Genomic DNA, 17,518 nt, shown 5'->3' with positions numbered 1-17,518 from the left:
CCCCATCGCGGCCCCCTCCCGGCCCAGGAAGGCCCAAGCGCACCGGGAGCTGCCCGCCACCAACACCCTGGCGGACAAGCTGGACAGCGGACGGCGGGTCATCGCCGTGGAGCTGGACCCCCCCACCGACGACGACCTGTCCTTCTTCCTGGACGGCGTCAGCGCCCTCCATGAGGCCGGGGCAGACGCCGTCACCATTGCCGACTGCCCCGTGGGCCGCCCCCGGGCGGACAGCAGCCTGCTGGCCTGTAAGGTCAAGCGGGAGCTGGGGGTGGAGCCCCTGCCCCATATGACCTGCCGGGACCGGAACCTGAACGCCACCAAGGCCCTGCTGCTGGGTCTGTCCATGGAGGACGTACACAACGTGCTGCTGGTCACCGGCGACCCCATTCCCACCGAGGACCGGGACGAGGTGAAAAGCGTCTTCAACTTCAACTCCCGGAAGCTGGCCCGGTTCGTCAGCAGCCTCAACGAGACCACCCTGCGGACCCCCTTCCGCATCTTCGGCGCGCTGAACCTCAACGCCCGGAATTTCCATATGCAGCTGTCTCTGGCCCAGGACAAAGAGGCCTGCGGCGTCACCGGCTTCCTCACCCAGCCCGTTCTCTCCGCGGAGGCGCTGGAAAACCTGAAGCTGGCCCGGGCCACTCTGAAAGGCAAGATCCTGGGGGGCGTCTTCCCCGTGGTCAGCCACCGGAACGCCTGGTTCCTCAACAATGAGATCTCCGGCATGCGGGTGTGCGACGAGATCGTGGACCTGTACGAGGGGAAGGACAAGGAGGAGGCCGAGGCCCTGGCCGTCACCATTTCCGCCCGGATCGCCAAAGAGATCGAGCCCTACACCGATGGTCTTTACCTCATCACTCCCTTCCGCCGGGTCCAGCTCATGACCCGCATTCTCGAGGAGATCAAAAAGGGCTGACCCCCCAAAACTGGAACAAAAAACGCCGGCATGGAAAAACCATGCCGGCGTTTTTGATCGTCTTACCCTGTCATGTGAAATTGGCCCGGAGCCGCCCCTGCAGGACAGCCAAAAGATATGGCGTTCACCACGGCTCCGCACGTCTTATTCGACCTCCACTTGGGAGCCCACGTTGTTGCGGAAAAATCCGGGGAAATGCTCCTCAAAGTAGGCCGAGGCCCGTTCACCGTTGCAGTGGCAGGCGCCCAGCCGGGTCACCCCCATCTCCCGCAGCTTCCCGCAGGTATACCGGACCCGGCCGTCGTCGGCGGCCATCAAATGGGTCCCGCCCACAAAGCCCGTCACCGGGCGGCCAAAGAGCCGGGATACCCGGGCGCACATGCTGAGGATCCCCACATGGGCGCAGCCGGAGATCAGGGTCAGGCCCTCCCGGCCCTCCAGCACCACCGCCACCTCGTCCGTGAAGGGGTCGGTCACCATCCGTCCCCCCACCCGGCGGAGCATCCGGGGCGAGGGCCGCTCCAACTCCTCCGTGGAAGCGAAGCCGGACACCAGCCACAGTCCTCCGCCCAGGTCCAGGGGCTCCGCCCCCACCACAGCCCAGGGGACTCCCGAGCGCTCCAACGTCTCCCGCTCCAGGGCGGAGCTGATGTCCAGCAGGCCGTCCTGCCGAGTGGTATACCGCTCCCCGAAGAAATCCGGACCCAGGTAGACGGTCCGGGGCCGCAGCTCCCCTGTGAGCAGGGCGGCGGCCCCGCCGGTGTGGTCATAGTGGCCGTGGCTGAGCACCAGGGCGTCCACCCCCCTGAGGTCAACACCCATGCTTCTGGCGTTGTGGAGAAAACGGGGGCTGGCTCCGGTGTCATAGAGCACCCTGCGCCCCTCCCCCTGTATCAGCAGACTCAGGCCGTGCTCCGCCGCCAGACAGTCTGTGGGCGAGGTATTTTCCATCAGGGTAATGATCTGGAATCCCATATTCTCCCCTCCCCTTGCTTACTCCACGGGAATATCGCTTTCAATGGGGGACAGCACCGACAGCATGTTCCGCATGGAATCGTCGTAAAAGCAGTAACAGTTCCGTCCCCTGCGTTTGGCGGCGTAGAGCGCCTGATCCGCCCGGCGGAACAGCATGTCGTAGCCTCCCTCCGCCTCGACCGACCGGGCCAGCCCCATGCTCACGCTGAGAGGAAAGCCCTCGTACTCTCCGGACAAGGCCCGAAAGATCCGGTCCGTCTGGCACTGGAGCTGGTCGGTATACTCCATGAACACCAGGAATTCGTCGCCCCCAACCCGGGCGGCCAGGTCCGTGCTGCGGATGCTCTTGCGCAGCTTGTCCGCCAGATGTTTGAGCACCTGGTCCCCAAAGAGGTGGCCGTGCCGGTCGTTGGCCTCCTTGAAATAGTCCAGGTCCACCACGGCCAGGGCGTAACTCCGTTCCCGGTTTTCCGAAAGGAGCCGCTCGATCTGCCTTCTGGCGGCCTCCTGGTTCCACAGCCCCGTCAGTCCGTCGTGGGAGGCTATCTGCTCCAGGGCTTCGATCTTGCTGTGCTCCTCGTGGATGTCCACAAACTTCCCAATGGCGCCCAAGTATTCCGCCGGATCGTCTTCCGACCACAGGGCCATCAGAATGATCTTGCCCCACCGCTGCCCGCCTCCTATGTTGACGGGACAGTTATACTCCATCATGGGGTGGCCCGGGCTGCTGTTCCGCAGCATGGCGCACAGCTCCTCCAGAGCCTGCTGTCCAATGACCCGTTTCAGCGCCGGATTCCCCCCCGGATTTGCCTGGATCTCCTGGATACCCAGATAGTGGGCTCCCCACTCCGATACCCTAAGTACATCGGTGTCCGCCTCATATTCAAACTGGATTTCCCTGGTCATAGAGGCGAAAAAGCGGTATTTGATCCGCTCCCGCTGGAGCAGGCGGATGGTGCGGTCTGAGGCGCCCAGTTCCTTGTCTTCGTTGATCCCCCGCAGTACATTCCGCAGGGCGGTCCGGTAGCGGCTCACCTCTTTGTCCACTTGCTCCTGGGCCGTCTTTTTCTCTCCCTTGGCCAGCCAGGCCAGCAGCCCCGGTTCAAAGCTCCCCCGCTCTCCCGCAGGAGAACCTTCCCCGGACGCGGCGTCTGAAGCTGCCTGCTCTGTCCAGTCCTCCGCGATCTCCCGCAGCCGCTCCCGCTTGGCGAACAGCATGATCAGGTTGGCCACCCGGCGCCGCAGGACTCTGGGTTCAACAGGCCGCCCCACGCACTCCGTCACGCCCAGGTCGTAGGCGCGCCGGACATAGGAGGAGTCGTTTTCCGCAAACATGATGATCACAGGGATCTCATCCAGCCAGCCGCTGTCCCGCATCCCCTCCAGCACCTGGAAGCCATCCATCACCGGCATGACGATGTCCAGCAGGATCAGGGCCAGTTCCCCACCCCTGTCCTGTATCATCTCCAGGGCCCGCTGTCCGTTCTCCGCCTCCAGAATATCAAATTCTCGTCCCAAGATATCCGTCAGAATGGAACGGTTGATCTCCGAGTCATCCACTACCAGGATCTTCTGCCGTTTCATTGTCTCCATGCGGTTCTCTCCTCTCTGCGCCTTCTCCCCTGCCTGACAGGCCTGCGGGCGGAAAGGCCGCGCAAATAAACCAGATAGCGGTTTATCGGAATGGAACTGGGCTGTGTTTTGTTTGGTACGGCATTATTATAGCACACGGCGCTCGTTCCTGTCCACTTAACACCGCCCTCAAGCGGGAAAGAAGCCATTTTCTCCGGTGTCCGGACCGCCGTTTCTTCCCGCCGGCGCCCCCAGGTCCTCCGGCGGCACGCCCAGCAGCAGCAGAGCCCCCGCCGCCGCCAGAGCGGGCAGCTCCTTTGTTCCGGGGGCCAGGGTCAGAGGAAATTCCTGCCGTTCCACCACCTGTCCCCCCACCGTCACCAGTTCCCGCTGCAGAGCGGCCCAGAGCCGTCCTCCCTCCCGGCTGGAGATGGTCAGGCTGTCTCTGGGGGAGGCGCCGTAGCTCACCGCGCTGGCCGCCCGAAGGCTACCCAGCAGGTCCCCCGCATCCCCGGGAAGCAGCACGGTACGGCAGGCTCCGGGCAGCTCCAGGTGCCGGGCCGCCGCCCCGGGCGAAACCACCAGCAGGGAGGGATGGCTGGGGGTGACATGGCGCTCCATCCCGCCGCCCCGGACCGCCAGCGTCCGCAGAATGGCCCGCTCGATGCCTTCTCCCGCCTCCACCACCTGAAACAGCTCCATGTTCCATTCTCCTTTCCCTCTCATTGTTTGGAGTTTTTTCGCTTTTATTCGTTGTCCGGCCGGGAGAAGGCGTTCCAAAAAAGCTGCCAAGCAGCGATCCGGGAGGAACCGAATACAGCCGTTACTCCCTGAGCTTGGTAAAACCGTTTCTTTGGATCGAGGAGGAAAACAAAATCGTGTCCTTCCATGCGATTGACAACGGCAGAATGATCATAAAAGCGGAAAGCCTGTTTGGGGACTTTCTGTTCGGACTGACGAACGCCGGATACCGGATCATGTAAAGGGAGATCGATTTGGCATGAAAAGAATGACCGTATTGCTTCTGACGGCAACGCTGTGCCTGCGGCTGGCAGCGTGTAGGCCAGCGCCTGAACGTGGAGAAAACCCACAGGAAATCCAGGCCGAAGCAACCGATACAGAAGGCTCTGAGGAGATGCAGCAAAGCGACGGCTCCACCCACCGTGAGGGCACAGCAGAAAAGTTGGAGAAACCTGTTCCGCAAAGTATCGGGTTGGTCGGGCCGTGGCATTGAGGCAGCGAGAAGAATAACCTTGTCGAATTTGCGGATTCCTTGCACTTGTCCCCCGGCTGTGGAGAGTGGGACGCCAGTATGGAGATCCAGAGCGACGGGCAATGGGCTGGCACATCGGAGCAGAGGGCTGGCGCGGAACCTATGCCGTGGAGGATGGGGTGATCTATGCGCAGCTGACCCCTGATTCGGGTCAATCCCCACAGCTCTGGGACTTTCATATCGCCGCAGAAACGAAACGGCAGGGTTGGAAATGGCCTATCAGGACATGACGATCTATTGGGTGTTTATGGCGATCAGGAGTGCCCCGCAAACGAGACGGACAACGAACAACGGACGCATTGAAAAAGGCAGGCGCAATATCTGTAAAATCGACACATACAGATGAAAAAACCACCTATATGAAGCCGGAATACTCTTATAGAATAAGCACAAAGAGTTTACAGAACCAAATAAACAAGGAGACACACAAATGAATGTTACATATGAACACAAACCGGCCATGACCTTTATCGGCTTTTCTGCCTCCATCCGCCCGGAGGAGGGCTATCAGAAGTGCCCCGAATTTTGGGACAGGGAATATGCGCAGAAGTACGCGCGGCTCTGGCAGACTATGAGACCGGAAACTCCGGTTGAAGCGGCCATTCTCGAAAACGGTATCGGCTTGTTTGCCATTTGCGACGAGAAGGACGGCTCCTTTGAATACTGGATCGCCGGACTTTACAAGGGCGGCGAGGTGCCGGAGGGGCTGAAGCTCTACACCTTCCCGGAAAGTGATTGGGCGATGTTCTCTGCCAAGGGGCCCCTGCCCGGCTCCCTGCAGGCCCTGAACACGCGGGTCTGGCAGGAATGGTTTCCGGGTGAGGGGCAGAAATACTGCGGCAACGGCCAGGCCATGCTGGAGGTCTACTCCCCCGGTGATATGCAAAGCCCCGGCTACGAATGCGGCATCTGGGTGCCGATCTGTAAGCCCGAAGAAGAAAATGAGGGCCAAACGGCTGAAATCGTTTCCACCATGATGATCACCGGAATCCTGTAAATGGAGATACAGTTATGAAGCTGCCCTTAGAAGTATCCTTACCCCACCGCCCGCTGGCGCTGTTGGTTTTGGCGGTGTTTTACGGCATTTATCTCGTTAAACAGTGGGGGCAGAAACGCCGCGGAATCCAAACCATGCAGATCGGGCGCAGAAAGGAACCACAAAGTCATAGGATTGAGACCTTCATGGGGATTGCCACCCTGGGCATCATCCCTGCGCAGCTGCTGTCCATCGGATTCGGGTGGAGCCATCTGCCCGCGAACGCCCGCTTTACCGGGTTTTGCGTCGGCATGATCGGCGACCTGATCTTTTTGCGTTCCGTTATCTGTATGAAGGACAGCTGGCGGGCCGGGATCCCAGACAAAGACAGGACGGAACTTGTGACAGACGGCATTTACAGGTACAGCCGCAATCCGGCATTTCTGGGCTTTGACCTGCAGTATATCGGCGTACTGCTCATGTACTGCAACTTACTGACCGGGATGTTCACTGTTTTTGCAATCGTAATGCTGCATCTGCAGATCCTGCAGGAGGAGCGTTACCTGACCGCTGTATTCGGCGCGGAATATCTGGATTACCGTCACCGGGTTCTCCGTTATCTGGGGCGGCGCAAAGAAAAAACCGGAATTTGAGGAGGTACATAGCGATGAGAAAAATGATCGCATACTGCGGACTGGATTGTGAGAAATGCGACGCGTATCTTGCAACCCTGCGCGACGATCAGGCCCTGCGCGAAAAAACCGCGAAAGCATGGTCCGAGTTGAATCACGCGCCGATTCTGCCGGAGCATATCAATTGTCAGGGCTGTCGCGCGGAGGGGATCAAAACGGTGTTCTGTGACAGCCTTTGCGTCATCCGTCAATGCGCGCTGAAACAAGGTGTTGAAACCTGCGGCGACTGCCCGGACATGGAACAATGCCAGACTGTGGGCACAGTTCTCGCAAACAATCCCGAAGCGCTGCGGACCCTGAAGGGCTGAACGGCATCGTCCCATGGCTTTCGGTTTGCTTTACGACAGAGAGGGTTTCGCCTTGAACCGGCGAAGCCCTTTCTGCTGTTGGGACGCATCCAAATGCCGGCCATCGCGGAGCCGGTTTGTTTTTTGATGACTTTGTGCTATGATGAAAGCACCTATAAAATGGGCACATTTCTCTGAAATTTCTGCCTATTCAGGCCGGGACCGAAGCCTTACAATTAAAATAAAAAGGGGGAATGGCTTTGCTGCGGATGGAAATCGCCCTGTTTCTGGTGCTGGCATTTGTAGCCTATATCTATTTTTCAGCTGAGAAGGAGCACGCGGCGCTGCACAGAACGTTTGCCGGACTGCTGATCACCGCGCTGGCGCACCTGGTGCTGGACGGTATCACAGTCTACACGGTGCATCATCTGGAGACGGTACCGGGATTTTTGAACGATGCCGTTCACAGGCTGTTTTTGGGCAGCATGGTGCTGGTGATCTATCTGTTCTATCAGTATATCGCCATTCTGGTGGAGGAGGAGACCGGGAAGCCCCGGCGGCTGGACTGGCCTGCCAGGATTTTTCTGGCCGTGGCGGAGCTGGGTAATTTCCTGCTGCCCATTTCCTATACGGTGACCCCTGAGGGCAACTACTCCTCCGGGCCGTATATGCTGGTCCCCTACGGGGCGGTGGTCTTTTACCTGCTGCTCTGCGCCGGACTCCTGGCCGTGAACCGGAAGCAGATCGACAAGAAGAAAAAATCCGCCATCGGGATCGCCCTTGCCATTGAATTTACTGTCTGCGTGTTACAGGGCCTACACCACACCTGGCTCATCAGCGGCATGGGCATCACCCTGATGACCTTGTCCTTCTACCTGACGCTGGAAAACCCGGAGGCGCTGCGGGCGGAGCTGACGGAGCAGAAGATGTCCATGCTCTACCTGAAAAGCCAGGTAAACCCCCATTTTCTCTACAACACCCTGGATACCATTCGGATTCAGGCGCAGCTTAACGGAGATAAAAAGGTTGCCGGCCTTTTGATGCGGCTTGTGGACTTTTTCCAGCTCAGCGTCAAGGTGGACCGCCCCATGGTCACACTGGACGACGAAATGGAGCTGCTGGAAGCCTACATGGAACTGATGTGCTGCCGCTACCCCGAGCTGGTTTGCGAATATGACATTGACCCGGATCTGGGCGGCGCCCAAGTGCCCAACTTCATCCTGCAGCCCATTGTGGAAAACAGCCTGCTCCACGGCCTGAAAAACAAGGGCTACCGGGGCGAGGTGTCCATTTCCGCAGGGCGCTCCGGCGACGGCAGGCTGGAGATCTGCGTCCGGGATACAGGCAGCGGCTTTGCCGGGGGCAGAAAAGCAGCCGTTGATGAAATGCTGCGCTCCTACGCCAAGCAGCCGCCGAAGCTCAGCGGCAACAGCATCGGTATTCTGAATGTGCAGAAGCGGATCAAGCTGCTCTGCGGGAGGGAATACGGCCTGTCCTATACGGAAAACGAGACGGGCGGCGTGACCGCCCACATCCTGCTGCCCCTGAAGGAGGACCTGAAATGAAGAAACTGCGCGTACTTTTGGTGGATGATGAGATCATGATCCGGGAGGGCTTCAAGCGGCTGTTTGACTGGGAAGGGCATGACTGCGAGATGGTGGGGGAAGCCGCCGACGGCATGGAGGCGCTGACAAAGATCGACAGCCTCCAGCCGGACATCGCCATTATGGACATCAATATCCCCATCATGAACGGGCTGAAGGTCATTCAGATGTCCCGGCTCAAGCACCCGGACACCGCCTTTGTCATCGTGTCCGGCTACGACGATTTTTCCTACTGCCGGGAAGCGCTGCGGCTCCAGATCACCGACTATATCCTCAAGCCTGTAAACTATGAGGAGTTCGGCACCTGCATTGACAATCTGAAGATCGCCCTGTTCCAGCGCCGCACCTCCCGGCAGGATGTCCCGCAGGAGGAGCGGACGATCCATGGCATCACCCGGTACCTGCAGGAGCATCTGGCCGAGGCGATCAGCCTGTCCGTGCTGGCGGATCAGTTCCATCTCAGCGCCCAGTATATCAGTCAGCTGTTCAAAAGCGAGATCGGCGTCAACTTCCTGGCTTATCTGACCAACATCCGCATGGAGCAGGCGAAAAAGCTCCTGCTGACCACCCCCCTGTCCATCGCGGAGGTGTCGGAGCGTTCCGGCTATGCCGATTACCGGATATTTACCAAAGTGTTCAAAAAGACCGAGGGCGTCACGCCCTCCCAGTACCGGCGGGACTTTTTGGAGAAGGGGCAGTGATGATGGAGATCCGATTTGCAAACGACAGTGATCCGTCCGGCTGGATGACTCTGGTGCAGTCCGTGAGAGACGCCTTTCCGGGGCTGGAAACGCCGGAAGCGCTGGCCGCACACAGAGACACGGTGATGGAATTCATCGCCCGCAGGGAGGCAATCTGCGCAGTGGAAAAGGGCCGCGTTGTGGGTGCGCTGCTGTTTTCCCGGAAGGAAAACGAGCTGTGCTTTCTTGCCGTTTTGCCGGAATTCCGCAGACAGCATATCGCGGAAAGTATGGTGGCCCTGTCGCTGCCGGAGCTGGACCCTGAACGGGACGTGACCGTCACCACCTATCGGGAGGGTGTACCAGAAGGGATCGCGGCCAGAGCCTTTTATCAACGGTTGGGTTTTCGAGAAGGGGCCCTTACCGAAGAATTCGGAAGTCCGGTGCAGCAGTTTGTTTTGAAGCATCGTTTTGTGCCCGCTGGCACAACTGTATCACCGCAAAAGCTGGCATTGCCATCCTGAAGATCCCAATGATCCCCGGCCAGCGCCAGATGGCGGCGCATCTCCCCCATGGTCGAATGAAACAGGAAACAGTCTGACCGGATGACTGTTTCCTGTTTTTCTTTGCTTTGTGACATCTGAAAAACTGACACAAACGGCTGAAAAACCTGCCTATCGGAAACGGAGGCGCACCGGTAGAATAGGGATGTAAAAAGGAACGGAATTCGGAAACCGCTTGAAATCAACTTGAACAGAAAAGGGAAGCTGATTATGAATCGGAGACTGCATAAATCCAACGAGAACAGGATGATAGACGGAGTCTGCGGCGGGATCGGGGAGTATTTCGGCATTGACCCCACGCTGGTACGGCTGGGCTGGGTGCTGTTCTGCGCCCTGGGCGGCCACGGCATACTGGCCTACATCATTGCCGCGATTATCATCCCCCGCAGCCCACTAGTCTGAACAAAAGGGGCGGAATATCAAGGGAGAAAACCGCCGGCGGGCTGCGGTTCAAAACCTTCCCTGAAATTCAGGCGGCCTGCGTTTTTCACAGGGGTTCCTACCGGACATTTTCGGAATCCTACGAAACCGTGCTGCGGCATATCGAGGAAAACGGGTACGAGATCGCCGGTGAGATCCGGGAGAGCTATATCGACGGGGTCTGGAACAAGGAGGATGAGAGCCAGTGGCTGTCGGAAATCCAGGTGCCGGTCAGAAAAAAGCGGAATAGTTCCTCTTGACTCTCCCATTCTGGCAAACGCATCGATCCAGTTGGAAAACAATGAAGGGCACGCCGTAGCCTGTGCGGCGTGTCCGCTTCGTGTTCGGCAAGTTATGTCCTATGTGCTGACTTCCTCCAACGATTTTAACACTACCGTGCAGCACATCATCAAGGGATTGAACAGTGCAGGATTCAGCGACAAGGATTATCGTCTGGCCGAACCTGTGAAGCCCCAGGTCTCGGAGCAGCCCCCGGTGCAGATCGACATTACCGAACTGCAAGGAGTTTCCGATACGGAAGCCCCTTCGGAAACGGAGCAGGACGATTTTGCAGGGCTGGATGGGAAATCCATCGGGGCAGAACTGGAACGCCGCCGGGAAGAGGAAAAATCCTCAGAAATTACCCCGAAAGCTGACAGTATGCTGGATGATGCCAATAAAGCCGGTGAAGCGTACAACAACGCCGTAAAACAGGGGCAGGATGATCCGCAGATTCAGAATCTTCCTTGGGAGGTGCGGGAACAATTGGCTACTTTCCGTGTTCGTCCTCAATTCCAGAGTGACCTTGAAACTCTTGTGATCCCTCAATTTTTCCAGGTGATCCCCGATACCCTGTTTACGGAAGGTACGCTGGAACTGCTTGAAAAAGAACAGCTCGCCGAAGGCTTCACGCTGAAAGGTAAGGCATACGACATTGATTTTGCCGCAGCTGATGATGAGATTGCCGAGGTCGATGTGCGGGCAAACGAGGGCGGATTGCCCAAGGTGTTCAAAATGACCAGTGCAGAACAGCGGTATTTCAAGGAATACTTCAAGAACCTTCCGCCTGAAAGCCGTGTGCGCCAATGCAAGGACATGATGTTCAATCAACTCAATAAGCTGAACATGGTGGACGCTGCCGAACTGAAATCCTACATAAACCGCATCGTTGATGATATGGACAAGGCACAGATCGCCGCTATGGAGAAGGCTCCGCTGGGATATGCCAAGAAAATCAAGGAAAAGATTGAATCCCTGCTGGATGCACATTATCGGGAAACTTTTGCAAAATGGCTGGAAACCGAACGCATTGTATGCCAGCCGTCCTATCGGCTGCCGACAGTTATTCATCCCACGACCAGCACAGACATATACGGAGGTTCTTTGTATGAAGCCGAGGATGGCGACATCAACAAGCTGGAACAGGATTTGATCATGGAGCTGACCGCCCTTCCGAATGTTCGCTGGTGGCACCGCAACCTATCCCGACATGGCTTTGCCATCAACGGCTATATCAAGCACTACCCGGACATTATGATTATGACCCAGAGCGGCAAGATTATCTTTGCAGAAACCAAGGGCGAGCATCTGAAAAACGATGACAGCCGGGAAAAGATTGAATTGGGACGCGCGTGGCGGACTGCCGCCGGGAGCCAGTACCGTTATTACATGGTGTTCAGGGATGGAGAAAATCTCCTGCCGGGAGCTGTCAGCATGAGCCAGTTTGTGGAAACGATAAAGGCACTGTAAGAGGAGGTGGTTCCACCTATGTATATATATGCTCGCATAAATAATGTTATCCAATGGGCACGAGAAATCAGAAATAGTCTTGGTATTGATTCAAATGTGCAATATAAATGCCAGAGCACAAGGCAGTTCTATTTATACATTCGCAATGTTGTCGAGAATGCCGGTGTATTTGTGCATTGCTTTACCGGCGTAGATACTGAGGTTGCCCGTGGATTTGCCATATACGACACCACAATGCCAATTATCGGGCTTAATAATGATGATCGATACCCGGCTAAAACATTTTCGATTATTCATGAACTTGTCCACCTGATTAAGCGAAGTTCGGTTATCTGTAATGACATGATTGACTCATTTTCCGCACAGGCGGAGGAAGTCTTTTGCAACGCGGTTGCTGGAGAAGTTCTTGTACCCCGGGTAAATCTGAACAAACAGCTTGGCAGCTATACGCAATCAGAAATAGATTTGGACGTTGTTTCATCACTAGCGGATAAGTTTTCAGTAAGTAAGGAAGTTATTTGTCGCCGTTTACTGGATTCTGGGAAAATTGGACAACCTAAGTATGCGATGCTGATAGCCGCAATAAGATCACAGTTTGAAAACGAGCGAAAGGCTGCACAGGAATATAGAAAGCTAACTGGTAAAGGTATTCCTAGGAATATTCCGCGTGAGGCTATTGACCAGAATAGCCCTGCATTATGCCGGGCATTCTTTCATGGTTATCGAGAGGGTTACTTTGACAAGCAGGATATATCTCGCTATCTCGGCGTAAAACAGAACCATATAGAAAAATTTATGTGGGAGGTATCGAAATGGTGAATCATGATTCTGAACCCAAATATATCATAGACACATCTTCGATCCTTTCACAAAAAGATGATGAACCACATCGGAGAAGCATCAATAAGACACTTTGGCATCACATGGACGAGCTAATTGAGCAAAAGCGCATAGTAACCTGCTCGGAAATAATTGAAGAAGTGAATGATGACGATTTAAAAAAATGGTACATAGGATTACATGGCGTGGTGCTGCCCATTGATGATGATATTCAGGATAACGTCAAAAAGGTCGTTACATCTAATCCACAACTTATCGATTTCAAGCAAGTCAAATCATCGGGAGATGCCTTCTTAATTGCCATAGCCATGAAGTATGGACTAACAGTAATCACCGAAGAGAGTAAAAAAGGTGAAAAGAAAATACCGTATGTCTGCAAAAGCTTGAATGTTCCGTGCATTGACATTTTGGGCTTATGCGAGCGTGAGGGATGGCAATTTTGAAGCAACTGAATATTGATTCCAGGGCGGCAGGGCATTCTGCCGCCCTCTATTTATGTTGGCAGCCCGATTTTTCGGTATGTCATAGAAATATTGGAAGATAAGGTGGTGATTCCGTGAAAAGTCAAAATTTACTGAAAAAGGAGGTGGTATGCCCATGCAGCGCAAAAGAATAGTTGCGTTCTCGGTGCAGGAGGCAGGATATGGCCAAACCGCTTGATCCCAAAGCGATAGAGGCCGAGCGGCAGACCAGCAGCCGAGCTGAGCGCAGAGAACAAAAACGTCGCCAGATGCAGGACGAGATTTCCTATAATCAGCGCGGAAATGGTGTCATTGTCATCCCGCCGCAAAAACGGCGAGAAATTGCAGCGGAACCACCCAAACTCCGCGTTGCGGCATATTGCCGCGTCAGTACGCAGGAGGAACAACAGGTTGGCAGTTTCGATATGCAGATTCATCATTTTACCAAGAGAATTGAAGCCAATCCGCAATGGGAACTGGTTGAAATCTATCAAGATGAAGGGATAAGTGCAACTACCGTAGAAAAGCGTCTGGGCTTTCAGAAAATGATTGCCGACGCGGTGGACGGAAAAATTGACTTGATCCTCACGAAAAGCATCAGCCGTTTTGGTAGGAATATCGTGGATATTCTGGATAATCTGCGAACGCTTTCCGCGCTGAATCCCCCTGTTTCCGTTGAGTTTGAGACCGAGGGAATTACCTATACCGGTGATGGACGGAATAACCTCCTGATCTCACTATTGGCTGCTCTGGCTGAAATGGAATCCCAACAAAAGAGTGAGGCCATTAAAGCAGGTATTCGCTGGCGTATGGCGGAGGGCATTTACAAGTTCTCTGTGCAGAACACGTTGGGCTTCTACCGCGACCACTTTGGGCGGTTGGTTATCGAACCTACCGAGGCACGAATTGTCGAGTATATCTACGAAAGCTGCTTGGAGGGAGCAACACCAGCGGAAATAGCCGCTGCCCTGACAGAGCAGGGAATCAAATCTCCCATGGGAAATGATCTCTGGTCTGCCGGTACTGTCCGCAGCATCCTCCGAAATGAGAAATACTGCGGTGATGCCTTGATGCAGAAAACTTATACCAAAGATTTCCGCACACATAAATCAGTGAAAAACACTGATCTGAATATGTATTTCAAGGAAAATCACCATACAGCTATTGTTAAAAAAGAGGATTGGATAAAGGTACAAAAACTGCTGTTGGAGCGGCACAGCACGGCAAAACGGGCTACATTGCGCCGTCTAAGCAATCACTTTGTCGCATACCGCGTGAAAGATGGTCTTTTCAAGGGCTATCTGATCATGGACTCCCGATGGTCTTTTATGGAACGTCAGGAGTTTATGAAAATCGTGGATGAGGCGCAAAACACAATGAAATGAAAGGATTTTTACTATGAACTTTGATTTTTCCGCTTTGAACTTTGAAACCATTGATTCCAACATCAACGCCTACCCTGATATGTTCCTGAACCAGAATGGCGTGACCTTCACCAAGAAGGTGCTTGAGGACTTGGGTTATCCCGCCTATGTCCTGTGCCTAATGGATGCAAAGGCGAAGGTGTTTGCGATCCGTATGTGCAAGAGCAACGAGCCGAAGGGATTTAAGTTCTCCAAGCCGAAGGGAGAACAGAAGGGTGTCGTAACAATTTCCAACAAGAACCTGCTTGACCCACTGCGGGCTGTTACGGGTGAGGACTATATTCCCGGAAAGCGGTATAGGGTGCGTGGCTTCTGGGTTGCTGACGCAAAAACCATGTGTTTTGATCTGAACGAAGGTGTTCAGGAAGATTTTCGCCCTGTTACGCCGAGCAATGACGCAGAATAACCCCTGATACTCAGGGAGAAAAGGGAGAGCCAAAGAGCGGCGGCAAGCCACCTGAGCGAGAAAGCCACCTCTCCCTTTTCTCCCTCGCTGCGGCTATGGAAACCGTGGAAAACCGAAAGTGGTTTACACACCGTTCCCACAGCCTGCACTTACCCTCTTATTCCTCTCCGGCTTTCTCCCTATACAGAGAAAACGTGTTCATTTTTGTTCCGAGAACGTACAGTTACCGTGATAGGTAGAGCGCAGTATGTCAACACGGCATAGAAAAACAAATGGCACACAGGAGGGATTATCCTCCAAAAAAAGCCCCGAGACGCAACAAAAAGAAGCCCAGCACGCGCCGTTTGACGTGATGCTGGGCTTCTCCTCATTACAGCGATTTCAGCGGGTAAAACAATGCTCTGTTTGCAAGAAGCACTTTCGCATTTTGCCAAATGGTGTAAAAATGCTCTATGCCGTAAAATTCCACATCCAAAGGCGTACCGTATACGCTCTGCCGTGCTTTGCTTTCTGATGTGCTTTTTTCATGCAGGGAGAAAGGATTTCACTGTTCTCACTATCTCCAGTTTTAATAAGGCATTTTTACTGCCTCACAGTGACGTTACTCAGCAATTAAGCCGAAATGCCGCAGAGCATCCTTAATTGCCTCGACCTTTTCAGGCGGGCATGGATGATACTCATGCTTCCTCTGCTCCACAGCGTTCGGCGCTTTGTGCATATCCAATCCGACCATGCGCTTGACCTCTGCAATATATGCAGTATGGACTTTGAAGCCGTACTTCTCCTGCACATATTCCTGAATACGCTTATAGGACGGATGCTCCTTGACCTCGCCGGTTTCCACTTCCATTCTGACTTCAACCGTCAGTGGATTTGTTTCCCGTGACAAGAGGACCACCGTCTCCACATGGGCTGTGCGGGGAAACAGGTCCACTCCCTGGGCGCGCACCGCCCGGTAGTTCAGGTCCTCCAGCCGTTTCACGTCCCGGGCCAGGGTAGCCGGGTCACAGGAGACATAGACAATGCGCTCCGGAGCCATGGAGGCCAGAATGGCCGGCACCTCGGGGCCCAGTCCCTTCCGGGGCGGGTCCACCGTGATGACCTGGGGCCGCGCGCCCTCCTCCGCCAGCTTCCGGGCCACCGCCCCCGCGTCGCCGCAGAAAAACTCCGCGTTGCCGATGCCGTTGCGCCGGGCGTTCTCCTTTGCGTCCTCGATGGCCTGGGGGACGATCTCCGCCCCGATGACCGATTTGGCCCGCTTGGCCAGCGCCAGCGAGATGGTGCCGATCCCGCAGTACAGGTCCAGCACCCGCTCCTCCCCGGTCAGGCCGGCAAAATCCAGGGCCACGCCGTAGAGCCGTTCCGTCTGGGCACGGTTGATCTGGAAGAACGAGGGCACCGACAGCCGGAAGGTAAGGCCGCAGAGCTCCTCCTCCAGCCAGTCCCGGCCCCACAGGGTCTGGTATTCCGTGCCCAGGATCACGTTGGTATCCCGGGTGTTGAAATTCAGCACCACCCCGGCCAGACCCCCGTGGGCCTTCCGCAGAGCCTCCACCAGCTCGCCGCCGAAGGGTGCCCCTTCCCCATTGACCACCACGCAGCACAGGGACTCCCCCCGGCTGTTGGTCCGGACGTAGAGGTGGCGGACCAGACCGGAGCCGTCCTCCTCCCGGTAGGCGGGGACGCCATACCGCGCCATCCAGTCTTTGAAGGCCCGGCGCAGGGCGGTGACCGCCTCCGGCTGGAGCAGGCAGTCCTCCGCGTCCAGCACATCGTGGCTCCGGGGCCGGTAGTAGCCCACGGCCAGTCCCCGTTTTCCCTCGGCCACGGGAAACTGGACCTTATTGCGGTAGCGCAGTGGGGCCTTCGCCCCCAGCACCGGTGGCAGGTCCAGATGGACCCCGCCCACCCGTTCCAGGGCGTCGGCTACCCGCTGGCCCTTGGCCTCCAGCTCCTCGGCGTAGGTCATGTGCCGGAACTGGCAGCCGCCGCACCGGCCCATCAGGGGACAGTCAGGCTCCCGCCGCTCCGGGGAGGGGGCCAACAGCTCCACCCCCCGGCCCCAGGCCACCTTTTTATTCACCTTTTCCAGCCGGACCCGCCATTGCTCCCCCCGGATGGTGTGGGGGATGAAGACCACCCGGCCCTCCAGCCGGGCCACCCCCATCCCCTCGGTGGTGTAGCCGGTGATGTCCAGAGTGTGGACGGTATTTTTTCTCCAATCAGCCATGGGGCACGTCCTTCCCATTTTTTCTGCTGCCATCATACCACATTCCCCCTTTTTGGTAAAGGTAAAAGCCGCGGAGCTCTCCGCCCCAGAAATTTTCTTGAAAATGTTATCCTTATCCGCAACCTGGATAGAATATTCCCGTCTATGTTATAATAATGTTTACTGAATAAACCGCAAAGCGGTTGATTCGCGCGGCAAGCGCCGCGCAATTTCGCAAAAACAGCTAATTCTAGCTGTTTTTGTGAAATTTAGACATTGTTACAATGCGTATTTCCGCTGGAACGCTGAGGCGCTCCAGCGGAAGGTGCAAGGATTTTGGACAGTTTTGCCCGAAATCCTTGCACTTGAACAAAGCCAATTGGCCTTGAAATACTTGGCTTTCAAGGCTTGCGGCTTTGTTCAGTACGCATTATAATAAAAAAATTATTGATTAGATATTAGAAA

General features: G+C 55.7%; 19 protein-coding genes. 15 read left to right on the top strand and 4 right to left on the bottom strand.

The features are described from left to right. Positions 1 to 922 (top strand): methylenetetrahydrofolate reductase (locus I6E42_RS06405; protein ID WP_235371099.1); only part of this gene is annotated, 922 nt, incomplete at its 5' end. Between the two features lie 144 nt (positions 923 to 1,066). Here I6E42_RS06405 and I6E42_RS06400 read toward each other — a convergent pair. The 3 genes from I6E42_RS06400 to I6E42_RS06390 form a co-directional block, all read right to left on the bottom strand. Next, positions 1,067 to 1,897 (bottom strand): MBL fold metallo-hydrolase, encoded by an 831-nt coding sequence (locus tag I6E42_RS06400; RefSeq protein ID WP_235371098.1) that lies wholly within the window; start codon positions 1,895 to 1,897, stop codon positions 1,067 to 1,069. A gap of 18 nt (positions 1,898 to 1,915) precedes the next feature. Further along, entirely contained in the window at positions 1,916 to 3,490 is a 1,575-nt protein-coding gene (locus I6E42_RS06395; protein WP_235371097.1) for a GGDEF domain-containing response regulator, read from the bottom strand. Between the two features lie 168 nt (positions 3,491 to 3,658). After that, the gene (locus I6E42_RS06390; protein ID WP_235371096.1) at positions 3,659 to 4,171 is read right to left on the bottom strand and encodes a hypothetical protein; all 513 of its coding nucleotides are present in this window, start codon (positions 4,169 to 4,171) and stop codon (positions 3,659 to 3,661) included. A gap of 298 nt (positions 4,172 to 4,469) precedes the next feature. Between I6E42_RS06390 and I6E42_RS06385 the strand changes: the two genes are divergently transcribed. The 14 genes from I6E42_RS06385 (at position 4,470) to I6E42_RS06320 (ending at position 14,844) form a co-directional block, all read left to right on the top strand. After that, entirely contained in the window at positions 4,470 to 4,703 is a 234-nt protein-coding gene (locus tag I6E42_RS06385; protein WP_235371095.1) for a hypothetical protein, read from the top strand. 469 nt (positions 4,704 to 5,172) lie between these two features. After that, positions 5,173 to 5,739: a GyrI-like domain-containing protein gene (locus I6E42_RS06380; protein ID WP_235371094.1), complete on the top strand. Its 567-nt coding sequence runs from the start codon at positions 5,173 to 5,175 to the stop codon at positions 5,737 to 5,739. A gap of 14 nt (positions 5,740 to 5,753) precedes the next feature. After that, entirely contained in the window at positions 5,754 to 6,371 is a 618-nt protein-coding gene (locus I6E42_RS06375; RefSeq protein WP_235371093.1) for a methyltransferase family protein, read from the top strand. A gap of 14 nt (positions 6,372 to 6,385) precedes the next feature. Then, positions 6,386 to 6,718 carry a DUF3795 domain-containing protein gene (locus I6E42_RS06370; protein ID WP_235371092.1) on the top strand — a complete coding sequence of 111 codons (333 nt, stop codon included), beginning with the start codon at positions 6,386 to 6,388 and terminating at the stop codon, positions 6,716 to 6,718. 248 nt (positions 6,719 to 6,966) lie between these two features. Then, positions 6,967 to 8,262, top strand: coding sequence for a sensor histidine kinase (locus I6E42_RS06365; protein ID WP_235371103.1), 1,296 nt, complete (start codon positions 6,967 to 6,969; stop codon positions 8,260 to 8,262). After that, positions 8,259 to 9,002, top strand: a complete 744-nt coding sequence (locus I6E42_RS06360; protein WP_235371091.1) for a response regulator transcription factor — start codon at positions 8,259 to 8,261, stop codon at positions 9,000 to 9,002. The genes I6E42_RS06365 and I6E42_RS06360 overlap by 4 nt, the downstream gene beginning before the upstream one ends. After that, positions 9,002 to 9,505 (top strand): GNAT family N-acetyltransferase, encoded by a 504-nt coding sequence (locus I6E42_RS06355; protein ID WP_235371090.1) that lies wholly within the window; start codon positions 9,002 to 9,004, stop codon positions 9,503 to 9,505. Before I6E42_RS06360 ends, I6E42_RS06355 begins: the two co-directional genes overlap by 1 nt. Before the next feature lie 249 nt (positions 9,506 to 9,754). After that, on the top strand, positions 9,755 to 9,946 hold the full coding sequence (locus tag I6E42_RS06350; RefSeq protein ID WP_235371089.1) for a PspC domain-containing protein: 192 nt from the start codon (positions 9,755 to 9,757) through the stop codon (positions 9,944 to 9,946). Further along, positions 9,859 to 10,224, top strand: coding sequence for a GyrI-like domain-containing protein (locus I6E42_RS12825; protein WP_328284086.1), 366 nt, complete (start codon positions 9,859 to 9,861; stop codon positions 10,222 to 10,224). Before I6E42_RS06350 ends, I6E42_RS12825 begins: the two co-directional genes overlap by 88 nt. 94 nt (positions 10,225 to 10,318) lie before the next feature. Then, positions 10,319 to 11,713 (top strand): hypothetical protein, encoded by a 1,395-nt coding sequence (locus I6E42_RS06340; protein WP_235371088.1) that lies wholly within the window; start codon positions 10,319 to 10,321, stop codon positions 11,711 to 11,713. Between the two features lie 18 nt (positions 11,714 to 11,731). Beyond that, the gene (locus I6E42_RS06335) at positions 11,732 to 12,532 is read left to right on the top strand and encodes an ImmA/IrrE family metallo-endopeptidase (protein WP_235371087.1); all 801 of its coding nucleotides are present in this window, start codon (positions 11,732 to 11,734) and stop codon (positions 12,530 to 12,532) included. Beyond that, positions 12,526 to 12,996, top strand: a complete 471-nt coding sequence (locus tag I6E42_RS06330; RefSeq protein WP_235371086.1) for a DUF4411 family protein — start codon at positions 12,526 to 12,528, stop codon at positions 12,994 to 12,996. Before I6E42_RS06335 ends, I6E42_RS06330 begins: the two co-directional genes overlap by 7 nt. 200 nt (positions 12,997 to 13,196) lie before the next feature. Beyond that, positions 13,197 to 14,399, top strand: coding sequence for a recombinase family protein (locus I6E42_RS06325; protein ID WP_235371085.1), 1,203 nt, complete (start codon positions 13,197 to 13,199; stop codon positions 14,397 to 14,399). Between the two features lie 13 nt (positions 14,400 to 14,412). Then, positions 14,413 to 14,844 (top strand): hypothetical protein, encoded by a 432-nt coding sequence (locus tag I6E42_RS06320; protein WP_235371084.1) that lies wholly within the window; start codon positions 14,413 to 14,415, stop codon positions 14,842 to 14,844. A gap of 601 nt (positions 14,845 to 15,445) precedes the next feature. On the opposite strand, the gene rlmD is transcribed toward I6E42_RS06320, so the two are convergent. Beyond that, the gene (gene rlmD, locus I6E42_RS06315) at positions 15,446 to 17,074 is read right to left on the bottom strand and encodes a 23S rRNA (uracil(1939)-C(5))-methyltransferase RlmD (protein ID WP_235371083.1); all 1,629 of its coding nucleotides are present in this window, start codon (positions 17,072 to 17,074) and stop codon (positions 15,446 to 15,448) included. Positions 17,075 to 17,518 lie beyond the last annotated feature (444 nt).

The sequence above is a fragment of the Pseudoflavonifractor phocaeensis genome, assembly GCF_021531815.1.
GTDB classification, from domain to species: domain Bacteria; phylum Bacillota; class Clostridia; order Oscillospirales; family Oscillospiraceae; genus Lawsonibacter; species Lawsonibacter phocaeensis_A.
Note: the sequence above shows the minus strand (reverse complement) of the source record. Positions and strands in the feature narration are given on the sequence as shown.